15 protein-coding genes and 1 pseudogene are annotated in these 15159 nt (G+C 38.0%); 2 read left to right on the top strand and 14 right to left on the bottom strand.

Annotated features, from left to right (window positions below):
- Positions 1-204 precede the first annotated feature (204 nt).
- From MF4640_RS16355 to MF4640_RS16410, 12 genes and pseudogenes are all read right to left on the bottom strand, one after another.
- A complete protein-coding gene (locus MF4640_RS16355; protein ID WP_078390274.1) occupies positions 205-1167 on the bottom strand; it encodes a site-specific integrase in 963 nt (320 codons plus the stop codon).
- 23 nt (positions 1168-1190) lie between these two features.
- The gene (locus MF4640_RS16360; RefSeq protein ID WP_004708954.1) at positions 1191-1625 is read right to left on the bottom strand and encodes a YqaA family protein; all 435 of its coding nucleotides are present in this window, start codon (positions 1623-1625) and stop codon (positions 1191-1193) included.
- The gene (locus MF4640_RS16365; RefSeq protein WP_004677549.1) at positions 1625-2932 is read right to left on the bottom strand and encodes an MFS transporter; all 1308 of its coding nucleotides are present in this window, start codon (positions 2930-2932) and stop codon (positions 1625-1627) included. The genes MF4640_RS16360 and MF4640_RS16365 overlap by 1 nt, the downstream gene beginning before the upstream one ends.
- Before the next feature lie 76 nt (positions 2933-3008).
- Positions 3009-3410: pseudogene (locus tag MF4640_RS16370) on the bottom strand (transmembrane anchor protein); the annotation flags it as partial.
- Positions 3411-3545: 135 nt separating this feature from the next.
- Positions 3546-4229 (bottom strand): transmembrane anchor protein, encoded by a 684-nt coding sequence (locus MF4640_RS16375; protein ID WP_078390275.1) that lies wholly within the window; start codon positions 4227-4229, stop codon positions 3546-3548.
- 10 nt (positions 4230-4239) lie between these two features.
- Positions 4240-4953 (bottom strand): HupE/UreJ family protein, encoded by a 714-nt coding sequence (locus MF4640_RS16380; protein WP_078390276.1) that lies wholly within the window; start codon positions 4951-4953, stop codon positions 4240-4242.
- A 40-nt stretch (positions 4954-4993) separates the two neighbouring features.
- On the bottom strand, positions 4994-5332 hold the full coding sequence (locus tag MF4640_RS16385) for a hypothetical protein (RefSeq protein WP_005403915.1): 339 nt from the start codon (positions 5330-5332) through the stop codon (positions 4994-4996).
- Between the two features lie 11 nt (positions 5333-5343).
- Positions 5344-8472 carry an efflux RND transporter permease subunit gene (locus MF4640_RS16390; protein WP_078390277.1) on the bottom strand — a complete coding sequence of 1043 codons (3129 nt, stop codon included), beginning with the start codon at positions 8470-8472 and terminating at the stop codon, positions 5344-5346.
- Between the two features lie 12 nt (positions 8473-8484).
- Entirely contained in the window at positions 8485-9954 is a 1470-nt protein-coding gene (locus MF4640_RS16395; RefSeq protein WP_078390278.1) for an efflux RND transporter periplasmic adaptor subunit, read from the bottom strand.
- On the bottom strand, positions 9947-11164 hold the full coding sequence (locus MF4640_RS16400; RefSeq protein WP_078390279.1) for a TolC family protein: 1218 nt from the start codon (positions 11162-11164) through the stop codon (positions 9947-9949). The genes MF4640_RS16395 and MF4640_RS16400 overlap by 8 nt, the downstream gene beginning before the upstream one ends.
- A gap of 48 nt (positions 11165-11212) precedes the next feature.
- Entirely contained in the window at positions 11213-11659 is a 447-nt protein-coding gene (locus MF4640_RS16405) for a hypothetical protein (protein ID WP_078390283.1), read from the bottom strand.
- Positions 11660-11720: 61 nt separating this feature from the next.
- A complete protein-coding gene (locus MF4640_RS16410) occupies positions 11721-11981 on the bottom strand; it encodes a metal/formaldehyde-sensitive transcriptional repressor (RefSeq protein WP_004708970.1) in 261 nt (86 codons plus the stop codon).
- A 60-nt stretch (positions 11982-12041) separates the two neighbouring features.
- Here MF4640_RS16410 and dmeF point away from each other — a divergent pair, with 60 nt between their 5' ends.
- Positions 12042-12977, top strand: a complete 936-nt coding sequence (dmeF, locus tag MF4640_RS16415; RefSeq protein WP_078390280.1) for a CDF family Co(II)/Ni(II) efflux transporter DmeF — start codon at positions 12042-12044, stop codon at positions 12975-12977.
- Between the two features lie 91 nt (positions 12978-13068).
- On the opposite strand, the gene MF4640_RS16420 is transcribed toward dmeF, so the two are convergent.
- Positions 13069-13542 (bottom strand): DUF6367 family protein, encoded by a 474-nt coding sequence (locus MF4640_RS16420; RefSeq protein WP_078390281.1) that lies wholly within the window; start codon positions 13540-13542, stop codon positions 13069-13071.
- Between the two features lie 144 nt (positions 13543-13686).
- Between MF4640_RS16420 and MF4640_RS16425 the strand changes: the two genes are divergently transcribed.
- Entirely contained in the window at positions 13687-14721 is a 1035-nt protein-coding gene (locus MF4640_RS16425) for a DNA-binding protein (RefSeq protein ID WP_078390282.1), read from the top strand.
- 10 nt (positions 14722-14731) lie between these two features.
- Here the strand turns inward: MF4640_RS16425 and MF4640_RS16430 are convergent, their stop codons facing one another.
- The gene (locus MF4640_RS16430; RefSeq protein ID WP_155771042.1) at positions 14732-14992 is read right to left on the bottom strand and encodes a hypothetical protein; all 261 of its coding nucleotides are present in this window, start codon (positions 14990-14992) and stop codon (positions 14732-14734) included.
- Positions 14993-15159: the final 167 nt, after the last annotated feature.

Below are 15159 nucleotides of genomic sequence, written 5' to 3' on the forward strand. Positions count from 1 at the left end.
CAATCAATTTTATTGCTTCAACTTTAAATTCTGCGGTGTAAGTCTTCTGTTTCTTGCTCATGGTAAACTCCTGATGAGTGTCTATAGTTTACCAAGTTAAAACCTCCTGTTTTCTCAGCACACATCAGTCGATTTAACTTCTTCTGCTGTTAAACTAGATTTAAAGCGTGGATAAGCTGTTTCATAAATATCAACCACTTGTTATTATTCCTTTTGATGATTGTTTTTTAATTCTAAATTATGTCGAGCAAATGGATTTGTAGTCTCAATATATTTCATTGCTGAATTGATATTTTTCCAGCCTACATACTCCATAAGCATTTTCATGTCCCAACCGTTTACTGTTGCCCAATTCGCAAAGCCTCGTCTTAACGAATGTGAGCTATATAATTCAGGTGAATCTATACCGATTTCAGCAAATAATTTTCTTAAGAGTGGAATAAGACTATCAATATGAAGCCCCTCTTTACCAAGTTGTCCCCATTGATTAATTGAACGAAAAACTGCCCCGTCTGTAAGCTCACTGATTTGAAGCCAATCGGTATAAGCAGTGACAGGACATAATTGGTTGAGTGCGGGGACTTTAAAACTTGTACCTTTATTATGACGGTCGCCTTTGCTTTGGGGCAAATAACATACCATTCCCTCGCCTTGGCTCACTTCGATAAATTCTATTTTAAGTCTGGTGAGTTCATCACCACGAAAACCTCGCCAGAATCCTAGTAATAAGAATGCCTTATTACGTGTATGGCGAAGTTCAGCAATTCTGTTACCTGTTTCTTGGGCATCGGATATAGCTTCATCTAGCCATTTATTAGCTTTGTAGAGTTGTTCAATCTGAAAAGGTTTGGCTCGTTTTTCCTGAGTTGGATGTAGGGTTTTTATACCTTTCAATACTTTGTGAACTACAGATGCTTTCGTGGGATCTGGAAATCCCTGCTCTATATGCCATTGTGCAAGTGCTGCTAGCCGTTGATTAAGTGTATTAATGGATAGTTTATCTGCATAATCAATCAGGTATTGAGCAATATTGTCTGCTGTTGCTGGAAGAAATCCTTTCCACTCAACTTCATAATGGCGTACCGCACTTTGATAACTCTTTTGTGTATTCTTACGAACAGAAGCATCTATATAATGTTGAATAGATTTGTCTGAGTTTACAACCATATTTCCTCCCTACCACAACTAAACTATGCTAGAAATACACCTAAAAATATTAAGTACAAGAATAGGTATCTCAATAACTTAGCAATAAATACAATGATAAAGAATGTGCTAAATTTTTCCTTTAAGACCCCACTCATTAAAGTAATCGGGTCACCAATTACAGGAATCCAGCTTAATAACAATATTGGTGAACCATATTGCTGATATAGCTTTTGTGCTTGAGACAATTTTGTTTCTGATACAGGAAACCATTTCTTATCTTTGTATTGCTCAATTCGAGTACCCAACCACCAATTTACACATGAACCCAAAACATTTCCGATTGTTGCAACAGCAATCAATAAAACGACTGAATATTTTCCAGTGCTAATAAGACCTACGAGTACAGCTTCTGATTGAAGCGGTAGTAAAGTAGCAGCTCCAAAAGCACTGATAAATAAACTTAAATAGCCAAGCATTATTTCAACCATTTTTGATGATATTCATCAATGATATATTCATGGACATGCTGCCCATTGATTTGGTGTTCTTTCAAATGCTCATGATCCGATGGTAAATTATCATGTGTATGTACTTTGGCTTCTTCATCTGTTTGTGACCATAATAACGTTGCCATTATTAGTGCCAGTACAGCAATGATTGCCATTGGTATAAACGTAAATAATGTTCCAAAGGTTGTACTCAACCAGCCTACTAGTGGATATGTGATTAACCAGCAAGCATGAGAAAACGCAAATTGTGCTGCAAATAAAGCTGTTCTATTTTCACTGGATGCTGATTTACGGATTAATCGCCCTGTTGGTGTTTGAGCCACTGAATATCCCACACCCAAAATAAACCACAATGCCAACAACCAAGCATAGGAATGAATGAAATAGCCTGTGAATAATCCAATTGTCAGTATGGTTGTGCCTGTTAGCATCACTGTTCTATCATTAAATTTATCAAGAACTTTAGGCAATATAAATGCTGAAAGCATAGAGCCAAGACCAAATAGACCAAAAGCCCAAGTCGTTGCATGTTCGGTCAGTTTAAAGGTTGATTGGACCAGTACCACTGTATTGACGATAACGACAGCACTTGCCGAAGCAATCGCTAGATTTAAGGCAAGTAAGGCTTTCAATCGTGGAGTATTAAAATATATTTTCGCCCCCTGTTTGATTCGACTATATATACCTTTAAATTCAGGAATTTTTGCGACAGGTAGTTTTGCACTGACAACAAATAATGCCGAACCAATGAAGCCAATGACTGTACCCAAGAATAAATTGTTATAACTAATCACTGTCAGTAGCAAGCCTGCCAACATCGGGCTGATAATATTTTCTAAATCATAAGCTAGACGAGAGAGTGATAAGGCATTGGTATAATCTTTTTCATCAGGCAATACATCTGGAATCGTTGCCTGAAATGTAGGGGTAAATGCTGCTGATGCGGATTGTAGAATAAAAATTAACAGGTAAATCTGCCAGATTTGGGTTACAAATGGTAAGCAAAGTGCTGTTAATGCCCGAATAATATCTAATCCAACCAAAACCTTTTTTCGGGGTAATCGTTCTGCAAAAGCCGAAGCGACAGGTGCAACAGCAATATAAGCAATCATTTTAATTGCCAGTGCGATGCCGAGAACCTGTGCCGCTTTTTCTCCAGCCATATCATAGGCAAGTAAAGCCAATGCAATCGTAATTAAGCCAGTACCAATTAATGCAATCACTTGTGCAAGAAATAGATGTCTATATGTTGTGTTTTTTAATACTGTAAACATTTTATCGGCTCTCCTGATTCATCTGCTTTATCCATAGGACACTTAAGAGCATTGCCCTTAAATGTCCCTGAATAGATTAAAAAATCCGTTTCATTTCACTAAACTGCCCTTCAACTGTTAAAGTGACTGTGACAGCTTCTTTGTTACGGTTTCGCCAGAACCAACCATGTTTACCGTCAAATGCAGCCGTTAAAGTCCCTGATTGCTGAGTCTCATTTCGACCTTTACCATAGCCATGATAAAAATCTTTAGGGGCATTCACTGGGTCACCATGCGTATCGTAATTTAAGCCTCCTGTGGACTTCCATTCATACTTGACGTTTGCTCCCTTATTCATTGCAAGTTTGATTTCAGTCGCTTGACCTGGTTTTAAGGTAATAGATACCGTTTTTTTAGCGATAGCAGGTTTAGCAGTCTGTGTAGCAGATGCAGTTTGTGTTTCAGCCTGTGCAGTTGTCATGGTGGTTATACCTAGTGCAATAACAGGCACTAACACTAAATGCTTGTATGATGGATGTTTAAAGAAATTTAACATTTTGATATTCCTGATAAGTTTGGTTACTGTTTTTAAATCTTTTAAGGATATTTTCACCCTTAAAAGATGAGGTATAGATTAAAAAACTCGTTTCATTTCACTGAACTGTCCTTCAACATTTAAAGTCACAGTTACAGTTTCTTCAGTACGATTTCGCCAGAACCAGCCATGTCTACCATCAAACGACGCAGTTAAAGTACCTGACTGCTGTGTTTCATTACGCCCTTTAGCGTAGCCATGATAAAAATCTTTAGGGGCATTCACTGGGTCACCATGTGTATCAAAATTCAAACCACCACCTGATGTTTTCCAGTCGAAATTAACACTTGCACCTTTAGGCATTGCCAATTTCACTTCTGTTGCCTGACCAGCCTTGAGGTCAATCGAAATGGATTCTTTGGTCACGGCAGGCATCATTGTGGTTGGTTCACTTAAAGCCGTTGTATTGGCTTCTGTTTGTCCGAGAGCTTGAGTTGCCTCTGAAACACCCGTATCTTGTCCAGAAATATCAAACTCTTCTGCAAAACCACCTGTGTTTTCGCCTAATCCCTGTTCAGCCTCTTCAGCCAAAGACTGTTTAATTTCTCCCATCTCAACCAAACCGATGGCTTTTCCTATACCTGTTGGGTCGATACCGTATTCAGCAGGCATCACACATGTCACCAATACAACTACCGCACTAACGGCTGCGATTGCTGTTGATTTAATCAGCTTCTTGGAAGATGGAAGTTGAATGTCTTTTGGAATTTCAGTGTTGTACATAATTCAATCCTTATTGTGTGATAAAGCCAGTAAGCTGATAGCCGACCAATAAAAAGCCCAGAAACATCAAAAAGACGTTACCTTGATAGGCTGTTTTAAAGAAGTAAGGGGTTTTTCGCCACATGGTCATAAATAGCAAAATAATGCACAGAGCCATGAACTGACCGAGTTCAACACCGACATTAAATGAAATTAAATTTGCCAATAGACCATCTTCAGGAACTTCATACTCCTGAATTTTGACGGCTAAACCAAAACCATGTATCAGACCAAAAATTAAGGTTGCAATTTTGGTATTGGGTTGATACCCAAACCATCTTTGATAAGCACCCAAATTATCTAAGGCTTTATAAACAATAGAGAAACCAATGATTGCATCAATAATGTAGGCATTCATTGAGATGTTGTAGTACACGCCAATCAGCATTGTGATTGAGTGACCGATGGCGAACAGGCTGACATACAAACCAATATCTTTCATACGGTATAAGAAGAAAATAATACCGACCAGAAATAATAAATGGTCATAACCTGTAACCATGTGTTTGGCGCCCAGATAAATAAAGGGGATCACATGAACACCGTAGATTTCCTGTATATAGCCTTTGTCACCCTCTGCAACTCCATGAGCAAAAAGTGCAGGACTTATCAAGACCATACATAAAGCAATCAACAGCTTTAAATAGGTTTTGAGTTTCACATAATGTGAATCAATAATTTGCATCTAAATCAAACTCCAAAAATTAAAAAATGGTTCAAAAAACTCATGATTTTTTTGGAGGTTTAAAAATACGACTTGCAAGCAATAGAGCGTATTTCTTCGTACGGTCAAATATTTGCGCACCTAACAGAAGCAAGATGAGTGCTATTTCTTTGAGAGATGCAACATTAGAAAAATGTTCGTAATAGGTATCTTGATGATGATGTGAATGTTGCTGATTTACCTCATGATGATGAGTATGAATCACATCTACATAGGCATGCTCTTGAAAGCGGTTTTCAGTCGCATGCTCGTTAAAATGCAGACATAGTGCAAGACTGATGATGCAAACCAGCCACATCATCACATATCTCATTTTTGAATCTTGCACTATTGCCATCATATTGAACTTCTCTACCCTTTCTGCTCAGCGAAATCGTCAGATTTTTTCTGACGAGCTTGGTTAAACCAAACATACAGGGTGGGCAGAATAATCAAGGTAAGTAGCGTTGAGGAAATAATTCCCCCTATAACAACGGTTGCAATTGGACGCTGTACTTCTGAACCAATCCCCACGTTTAAAGCCATAGGGATAAAGCCCAAAGAGGCAACCAGTGCAGTAATCAGCACTGGCCGCAAACGTTCTAATGCACCATGTTTTACTGCATCAATCAGCCCTTCACCCTGATCACGCAATCTCTGAATGGCCGATACGAGTACCAAACCATTGAGTACTGCAACACCCGATAAAGCAATAAAACCAACAGCAGCCGAGATAGAGAAAGGAATATCACGGAGGGCTAAAGCAATGACGCCACCCGTTAATGCAAAAGGCACACCAGTAAAGACCAGCACACTATTTCTGATATTGCCTAAGGCCATATAAATCATTGCAAATATCAAAATCAAAGCGATGGGTACAACAATCATAAGTCGATTAGAGGCGGACTCCATTTGTTCAAAAGTACCGCCCCAAGTGAGCCAGTAACCTTCTGGCATTTGGAAATCAGAGTTTAATTTTGATTGTGCATCAGCAATGTAACTACCGATATCAGTACCACGCACGTTTGCCGTGATCACAATACGACGTTTACCATTTTCACGAGAAATTTGGTTGGGTCCTTGAATATTCTTCAATTCAATCAATTCGGACAACAATACACTTGAACCATCAGGCAAACTGACAGGAATTTGATACAGTTTTTCCAGGTCAGTTACTGAGTTTTGATCCATCCGCACAACAATATCGAACTTACGATCACCCTCAAATACTTTACCTGCTGTTTCACCGGTGATTAGATTAGAAACGTGCTTTTGCACATCTTCTGCATCTAGCCCATAGTTCGCAATCATGTCTTTCTTGAGTTCAACAGACACCATTGGAAGCCCACTCATCTGTTCAACTTTTAAGTCGGCTGTTCCATTCACACCTTCTAAAATTTTCGCTGCAGCATTTGCAGATTCAAGCAACTGATCTAAATCATCACCATAAATCTTCACTGCAACATCTGTACGGACACCTGAAATCAGTTCGTTAAAACGCATTTGAATCGGCTGAGTGAACTCATAGTTGTTGCCATAAACGCCTTTTGCCACACGTTCAATATCGGCAACGACAGCTGATTTTTCCTTGTCAGGATTCGGCCATTCGCTACGTGGTTTCAATATCACAAAATTATCAGCGACGTTTGGTGGAACTGGGTCAGTCGCAATTTCAGCTGTCCCCACTTTGGCAAACATGGTTTTCACTTCAGGAATTTTGACGATTTCTTTTTCAAGCGCATACTGCATTTCAACAGCTTGAGTTAAAGAAGTTCCAGGAATTCGAAGTGCATGTAATGCCACATCACCTTCATCTAATGAGGGAATAAATTCGGAACCTAAACGAGTTGAAAGACTCGCACTGAATACAAAGAAAATTGCTACGAACGCGATCAGCTTATAACGATGACTCAAAGACCAATCTAAAATTGGGCTATAAACTTTCTTAATGAAATGAACAATCTTCGATTCCTCTTCCTTAATTTCGCCTGTCGTGACCAAAGCCACCATTGCAGGAACAAAAGTAATCGAAAGAACCATTGCAGCCACGAGAGCCATAACAACTGTAGCTGCCATCGGTGTAAACATCTTGCCTTCAACACCAGTAAGCGTCATGACAGGCAGATACACCAAGATGATGATCAACTGACCATAGAGAATGGCTTTTCGTGATTCCTTAGTCGCTTCAAAAACCGTCGTGAATCGTTCTTGACGGGTGAGTATTCGTCCTAATTCTTTCTGCTTCATCGCTAATTTTGCAAGTGAAGCTTCAACAATGACGACAGCACCATCGACAATGATCCCGAAATCTAGCGCACCTAAACTCATTAAGTTTGCACTGATTCGTTGATTCACCATGCCTGTAATGGTCATGAGCATTGATAAAGGAATCACCATCGCAGTGATGAGCGCTGCACGGAAATGTCCAAGAAATAAGAAAAGAACGACAATAACGAGGATTGCACCTTCTAGAAGGTTTTTCTTCACCGTGTCTATCGTCGCATCAACCAAGGTTGTACGGTTATAAACTGCTTTTGCCTCAACACCTTCTGGCAATGACTCTTGGACTTTTTGTAACTTTTGATCTACCGCATGAGCAACATTTCGCGAGTTTTCACCAATCAGCATAAATGCAGTACCTAAGACAATTTCTTGCCCATCTTTAGTTGCTGCACCTGTACGTAACTCGTGACCAATCGATATTTTTGCCACATCTTTTAAACGCAAAATATAACCATTGCTTGTGGTGATCGGAATATTCTGAATTTGTTCAATCGAACTGATTTGAGAATCAGAACGTATCAAGTACTGCTCACCATTCTTCTCAATATAGCCTGAACCTTTATTCATGCTATTTTTAGAAATAGCATCCAAAATAGTCTTTTGATCTAGACCAATACTTCGTAAATACGCATAGTCGGGCTGTACAACAAATTGTTTTAAATAGCCACCAATCGTATTGATTTCATTCACACCTTCGACATTTCGAAGCTGAGGCTTGATCACCCAATCCTGAAGTGTTCGCAATTCAGTCGGTGAAAGTGGAGTCGGGTTGTTTTTTGCATTTTCCACCGTGTACATGAAGATTTCGCCAAGTCCTGTAGAAACAGGACCCATAGAAGTCGATATACCTCCTGGAAGACTTGGTGTAACCCCTTGCAACTTTTCATTCACTAGCTGACGGGCAAAGTAAATGTCCGTGCCTTCCTTAAAAATCGCAGTCACTTGAGATAAGCCGTATCTGGATACTGATCGGGTATAGTCCAGATTAGGAATACCAGCCAAAGCCGTTTCAATGGGGTAGGTGACCTGGGATTCCATCTCGGTTGGAGATAAGCCCTGGGCCTCACTGTTAATTTGAACTTGTACGTTGGTAATATCGGGTACAGCATCAATGGGCAGTTTAAAATAGTTGTAAACGCCAAATGCCCCTATGAATAGGAAAATGATCAGTACCAGCCAACGATTCTTTATCGAGAGCTTTACAATTTGGTCAAACATAAACGCTACTCCTTAATGGTCATGAGAAGCGCCGGATTTACCCAGCTCTGCTTTTATAAGATAAGAATTACCTGCTGCATATTTTTGTCCAACTTTTAAACCCGATTTGACTTCAACAAAGCCATTGAATTTTTCCCCCAATTCGAGTGGACGAACCTCAAAGTCATCACCAACACGAAGAAAAACTACATCCCAGTCACGATAGGTTTGTAGTGCATCTTCACGCACCACCATCGGTTTCATGGATTGACTTTCAAAGATTTGTGCTGAAATCAACTGACCTGAACGCCAGTTAAACTGATTGGGAATTTCAACAAAGGCTTGAGCGGTACGAGTTTTAGGGTCAATCACATCACTGATATATTTAATACGCCCCAGTGCTTCTTCTGAATCTGCTGTCTGTGACTTGATGGTGACTTTATTGCTTGCTTTCACCACATTCAATTGATCAGCAGGTATATTCACCACTGCCAAAAGCTGTGAGGTATTGGCAATTTTAAACATCGGGGTAGATGGATTAACATTTGTACCAATGGCACTGAGGATTTCCAACACTGTACCTGACATGCCAGCACGTACTTCAATCATTCCATTGCTAGAACCACCATATGAGCTAATCATGTTATTTAACTCATTGACACGGACCTGAGCATTATCAAATTCACGTTTGGCATTAATATAGTCAATTTCAGGGGAAACACGTTTTTGCCATAAAGCCCGTTCTTGCTCCATTTTTTTACGTGTAAATTGCAAGGTATCCTGAGCAATGGTACGTTCCGCATTTAAACGAATCACATCCTGACTTTGTACGGTTGCCAACAAGTCACCCTGACTGACCTTATCACCAATGGTACGATAGGTTTTAACCAGTGTACCGCTTGCTTTTGGGGTAATAAAACTCTCAAAATTGTCTGGAAATTTCAGCTCACCTTTAAGCTGTAAGCTATTTTCAAACATCATCGGTTGAACCGTTAATAATTCCAGTCCGCTACTTTTTAGACTGGCATCGGGAATATTGGCACGACCTTCTTTGGTGTCCCATTGCCATGTATGCTTTTTGCCTTGATATTCAACATTAATCATCATCAAGAATGAATGTGGTTCATAAATCACTTCATTTCCAATCAGATAGTCACTTTCAGGAACAAAGCGAATATTCTGTTCCGCATCAAGACGTTTGATGAAAATATTTGCTGTAAGTTCTTGAGGCTTTAAGGGCTTATCCTTGAAATAGCCATATACACGCAAATGAGGTTCAACACCTTCCTCAAAAATCTTAACTTCCGTAGAGAAATCGCCATCTCGATATAAGCGTCCACCATGTGGGCCTTTTTCATCACCTGCAACCGTAACGCTTTCCTCTACCGCTTCACCTGAACTCGCCTGTGGTTTATTACCTGTCTTATACCAAGCAATCGCACACAGGATAATCAGTAATGCAACAACACCTGTTGCAATTAAAGTATTGGTGGTTTTATTCATGTTGTTCCCCATATTCCTGCTCTAAATTGGTGACGTAGTTTTTTTCAATCTCTGCAATTTGATTTTGCAAAGCCAACCACAAATCGAATCGAGCGAGATGTTTATCCAACCAAATTTGCTTAATAGTATTGAATTCAAGTAAAGAAATTTTTCCTGCCTGATACCCCATTTCAGCAATTCTCAAACTTTCTTTGGTGGCAGGAAGTATGGACTGATCATAATTTTTGATCGAATCAATCAGGTTCGATACTTCAATAGACTTATTTTCTAATTCAATTTTGGAGTTACGGTTTACGAGAATAGAACGAGTTTCTGCATGTACTTGCTCCGCTTGTGCAAGTGCAATGCTCCCCTTATTTCGATTAAAAACAGATAGGGGAATAGATGTAGAAACTAAGAAAACTTGATCATTGGTCTCCTGATAGTTCCTTACCCCTAAACCCAGCGTAATATCTGGCACGGCTTCTTTTTTAGCTAATTCATACTGGGTTTTAGCCAGTTGAGTTTTAAGCAAGGCTTCTTGTTCAGATAAGCTCAATTTATCCGCAAAGTTAATGCTTAAAGGAACTTCTATTGCTTGATCAGGTAATACAGATATGAATTTGGAACACAGATTTTTTTGAAATTGAACTTTCTTCACTTCGTTCTGATAACGTAGTTTTGATTCAGACGATAAAGCTGAACTCAATTGAACATCAGATGGAATTACTCTGCCAAACTTCAATTTTTCATTCAGAACATGGGCTTGTCTCGCGTTCATCTTGCTTTCGGTAGAATAAATTTCTACCCGTTTTGAAGCCGCATACCAATTTGACATACAAACACGGAAATCGGCTTTTAATTCAGCCTGACGCTTCAATGCCTCAAATTGGTTATTATTCCCTTGAAACCCTGCCAACTGCCTACGCAAAGCGCGTTTATTATTGAGAGGAATATCCTGGGACAAACCAATCATAGTCGTTGGCCCATCAAGATCTTTAAGGTCTGAATTACCTAAATTGTCTAATTCAAGATTAAACGTAGGATTATTAAGTCTACCGGCATATTTCTGATTTATGGCATATGCGTGTTGAGACTGTTGCAAACTCTTCAAAATTGAATCGTTTGAAATTACCTGTTGTTGTAGCTGTGCGTAATTAGATTCTGCAAATAATTGAGTCGCTGTTGCTACTAAACCACAGGCAAGGAATATCTGATAAATTTTAGACATGACTTTACCTATACAAAAAAATGAAGAATTATTTTTTGTATAGAAAAATCAAATTGTTAGAACGATAAGAGCTTTTGTATAGGTATAGGAATTACGTAAAATAAATATTCGTTTCCTAAAGTCAAATACCCGAATCCGATGTTCAGATAACTTTAGGAACAGAAAAATAAGAGCAGTGATAAAACTTAGAATAAACACAGGGTCTAAAGCCAATTCATCATCAGCATGAACAGGCTTTACGGAATGATGATAGGTAGGTTCATCATAACTTGTCCAATGATGGTTTTTACTGTCATCAGCGATGGCTTCATCATGGTCATGATGCTCTAACGACCACTGGCTTAAACTCTCTGATTGAACAGAAATATTTAATTGATGCTGATGGTCTATATTTTTAACAATAACAGGCAGCCACGCATACAAGCCCGTTGTTGTAAAAGTAAACAACAACAAGGTAAATGCGAGCATAAGTTTGAAATACTTACCTGTTAGCATGGTCATCAAGCAAAATCTTTGAACAAGGTTAAGATACAAGTAAAAAAATACAAAGCAAGTCCTATTTGTACTTTTTTAATAAATCCAGAAAAATTTCCAGTTCAGTTTCATCGTAACTATCGGAGAGAACATGATTTTTTAGATGGTCTTCTAATAGTTCGTTCATTAGCCCATGAACAGCCCCACGAATTGCAGCAACTTGTTGCAATACCTCTATACACGGTGTTTTACCCTCACTTACCGATTTATAGGTTGCATTCATTTGCCCTTGCAAACGACTAATACGATTCAGGACTTTCCTATTGTGCTGTAAATGAGCCATTGAAAGTTTACTCCAAATGGAAATATACTGTATGGGGTATTTTAACATGGAAATAACAATATGCTCAATCTTTTATCAACCCAACACTCTCATCAATTTGATGAGGGTAACCGCTTAGCCCAGAAAAAAATCTTGATTGCAACGATATTTACAGGCGTCATGATGGTTGCTGAAATTTTTGGTGGGATTGTGTTTAACTCGATGGCACTGCTTGCTGATGGCTGGCACATGAGTTCACATATGGTTGCTTTGGGATTGGCATATGTTGCCTACCGTGCTGCTCGACACTATGCCAATGATGAAAGGTTTTGTTTTGGTACATGGAAAATTGAAATTCTTGCAGGTTACAGCAGTGCTATTTTATTAATGGTTGTTGCTGCTATGATGTGTTATAGCTCAATTGAACGATTATTTAACCCAGTACAGATTCATTATAATGAAGCAATCCTAATCGCCATTTTAGGTTTAATCGTGAATCTGGTCTGTGCATGGTTACTACATGACAATCACCATCATAGCCACGATCATCATGATCACCACAACCATGACCATCATTCCCACCACCATGAACATGACCTAAATCAAAAGGCTGCTTTTCTTCATGTTATTGCAGATGCAACCACTTCAGTATTGGCAATCATTGCCCTTTTTGCAGCAAAATATTTTGGATGGAATTTCCTTGATGCCGTACTTGGTATCGTGGGGGCAATTTTAGTTTCCAAATGGGCATGGGGTTTAATTAAACAAACCAGTAAAACCCTTTTAGATGCTGAAATGAAAGAGCCAGTGGTTGAGGAAATTCAGGAAGTTATTACTGAGTTAAATCCAACGATACAGATTACAGATTTGCATGTCTGGAAAGTGGGTAAAGGCAAGTTCTCAAGTATTCTTGCACTTGATACACAGGATCATAACTTAACCCCAGAAATCGTAAAACGTGCTTTGTCTATACATGAAGAAATTGTACATGCCAGTGTGGAAATCAATTATAGATAACAATATTTGTACCTAGCATGCTTAATATTTTAAGCATGCTAGGACTAAATTTTTAGGAATCTTTCACTATCAAAAGTTAATTAAAAATCAATTAGTTAATTAATAAAATTTTTATATTTTCAGTATTATATACACATTCAAGTAAAAGTGTATTATCGGTATCGCTTTCCGTATAGTGTTCAAGGGTAATACCACCATCTAATTTAAGAACTTTCTTTGCAATTTCTCGAACTTTTTTATTTTTACCAACACTATCATTAAATGAACCCTTATCGTGTCTAGTGCCATTTACATTCCATGACACTTGCATATTTTTATTTGCAGTATGTTTTGTTTTGGCAATATGTACATGTCTTTGCAACGGAATCTTAGGGTCTTCAGGATCAACCCTATAGCTATAAGTACTATCATATTTTTGCCAGTAACTTTCTAAGGTAATATTCCCTAAAAGTATAGTTGGAACTTCTAAAAGTAAATAATTTGGCTCTTCTTCCTGTTGATCCAAAAATTCATCAAAACTTAGCATTATTTTTCCCCCCTTTAAATTATGTAATAAAATTACCATATTCTCTTATCTAAAAGCTAATAAGGCAGGATAACTACATCTTATCCTGCCTTAATTTTTGTATAAATTTTCTTCATAATATTTGATTTTTCGGTATGTAATTATGTACCATGTAATACATAATAAAATTGTAGGAATTGTATCATGGCTCGTTCTGGACTAAGTAAAGGTGATATACAGAAAGTTAGAGATACTCTAATTTCTCAAGGACAATACCCTTCTGTTGATGCTGTACGAATTGCATTAGGCAATACTGGTTCAAAAACTACAATACATAAGTATTTAAAAGAATTGGAAATAGAAGAAGAAAAAGGAACAATCAAGAAAATTACAATTAGTGAATCTATTGAACATTTAATTCATTGCCTTGCAGAACAGTTGCAAGTTGAAGCTAATATTGAAGTAGAAAAACTCACACAAATGTTATTAGACAAAGAGCAGGAACATGAAAAGTCTGTAAATTTATTACATAATGAAATAGAGTCCCTCACCTCTCGTTTGACACAGCTCGAATTAGCTTCTCAACAAGAGTTAGATGCTTACCACAATACCAAAGCCTTGCTCCAAGAAAAGCAAATTCAAAATTCTTCACTAGAACAGCAAGTTATTAGTCTAAAAGAAGAAATTTTTAACCATAAAAATTTCCAGAAATCACTGGAAGAAAAGTACCAACATGCCCAAAAGTCGCTAGAACATTATCGTGAGTCTGTGAAAGAACAACGAGACCAAGAAAACCGTAAACATGAACAACAGGTACAACAGGTACAGGCAGAAATAAAACTACTGCAACAAACCATCGTGATTAAACAAGACGAGATTACAAATCTAAAAAGCCATAATCAGGCCTTGGATACCGAACTTACTTTATCCAAACAGCACAACGAACAACTGACAGGTGAAAATAAAAATATATCTAATCAATTAACTAAGATAGATAAACAGCTTCTAGTAGAACAACAAACCAACCTTTCTAAAGAACAAGTAGTTAAAAGCCTTTCTGCTAAACTAGCTGAATATGAAAAAGGGTTAGAAACCCTAAAACATCAGCTAACACAAATGCAAAAAGATATTCATGCTAAAGATGCCCAGCTTAACGCTCAGGTAGTTTTGATTGAAAATCTGAATGCTGTCATTAAGCTGATTGAGGACAAAAAATCTGTTCTACCAAAACAAATTTAAATCAATCAACTTATGGAGACACAAATATCTTCATATCTACATCTTGGTTTGAAGTTTGACTAAACCAGGTATCTAGTAACTGATATGCTTGAACAGTTTCAGGGAGAGCTGTACTTGGACTTTTAAGTTGAGATATAAAATGCTGGTGCGAAAAAGCATTTCCAATAACTAACCATATTTCTTTACGTACCAAAGGGTCTTGTCTGCGTTTATCAATTATCTCAATTACATCATCTAAGGAGTGGCTAAGATCAAAGGCTTTATTAAACAATCGAATACGGCTATCTAGACATACTCCATGTTGATATACGCTGAATTATCAGGAGACTTTCCCTTGGGAGATTCTAGGCAGCCAACTTATAAAAGTCTTCGGCCATTTGATTTGGTGTCTTAAAACCCAAACCCTTTTGAATTCTTCGATGATTATAAAATAATTCA

The organism is Acinetobacter sp. MF4640 (assembly GCF_002018895.1).
GTDB lineage: Bacteria > Pseudomonadota > Gammaproteobacteria > Pseudomonadales > Moraxellaceae > Acinetobacter > Acinetobacter johnsonii.

Excerpts from the sequence above, each read along its gene's own strand:
- MF4640_RS16425 (WP_078390282.1), top strand. The coding sequence starts at position 13,687 with ATGGCTCGTTCTGGACTAAGTAAAGGTGATATACAGAAAGTTAGAGAT.
- MF4640_RS16390 (WP_078390277.1), bottom strand. The coding sequence starts at position 8,472 with ATGTTTGACCAAATTGTAAAGCTCTCGATAAAGAATCGTTGGCTGGTA.
- MF4640_RS16420 (WP_078390281.1), bottom strand. The coding sequence starts at position 13,542 with ATGGTAATTTTATTACATAATTTAAAGGGGGGAAAAATAATGCTAAGT.
- MF4640_RS16395 (WP_078390278.1), bottom strand. The coding sequence starts at position 9,954 with ATGAATAAAACCACCAATACTTTAATTGCAACAGGTGTTGTTGCATTA.
- MF4640_RS16385 (WP_005403915.1), bottom strand. The coding sequence starts at position 5,332 with ATGATGGCAATAGTGCAAGATTCAAAAATGAGATATGTGATGATGTGG.
- MF4640_RS16400 (WP_078390279.1), bottom strand. The coding sequence starts at position 11,164 with ATGTCTAAAATTTATCAGATATTCCTTGCCTGTGGTTTAGTAGCAACA.
- MF4640_RS16405 (WP_078390283.1), bottom strand. The coding sequence starts at position 11,659 with ATGCTAACAGGTAAGTATTTCAAACTTATGCTCGCATTTACCTTGTTG.
- MF4640_RS16410 (WP_004708970.1), bottom strand. The coding sequence starts at position 11,981 with ATGGCTCATTTACAGCACAATAGGAAAGTCCTGAATCGTATTAGTCGT.
- dmeF (WP_078390280.1), top strand. The coding sequence starts at position 12,042 with ATGCTCAATCTTTTATCAACCCAACACTCTCATCAATTTGATGAGGGT.
- MF4640_RS16365 (WP_004677549.1), bottom strand. The coding sequence starts at position 2,932 with ATGTTTACAGTATTAAAAAACACAACATATAGACATCTATTTCTTGCA.
- MF4640_RS16355 (WP_078390274.1), bottom strand. The coding sequence starts at position 1,167 with ATGGTTGTAAACTCAGACAAATCTATTCAACATTATATAGATGCTTCT.
- MF4640_RS16380 (WP_078390276.1), bottom strand. The coding sequence starts at position 4,953 with ATGCAAATTATTGATTCACATTATGTGAAACTCAAAACCTATTTAAAG.
- MF4640_RS16360 (WP_004708954.1), bottom strand. The coding sequence starts at position 1,625 with ATGCTTGGCTATTTAAGTTTATTTATCAGTGCTTTTGGAGCTGCTACT.
- MF4640_RS16375 (WP_078390275.1), bottom strand. The coding sequence starts at position 4,229 with ATGTACAACACTGAAATTCCAAAAGACATTCAACTTCCATCTTCCAAG.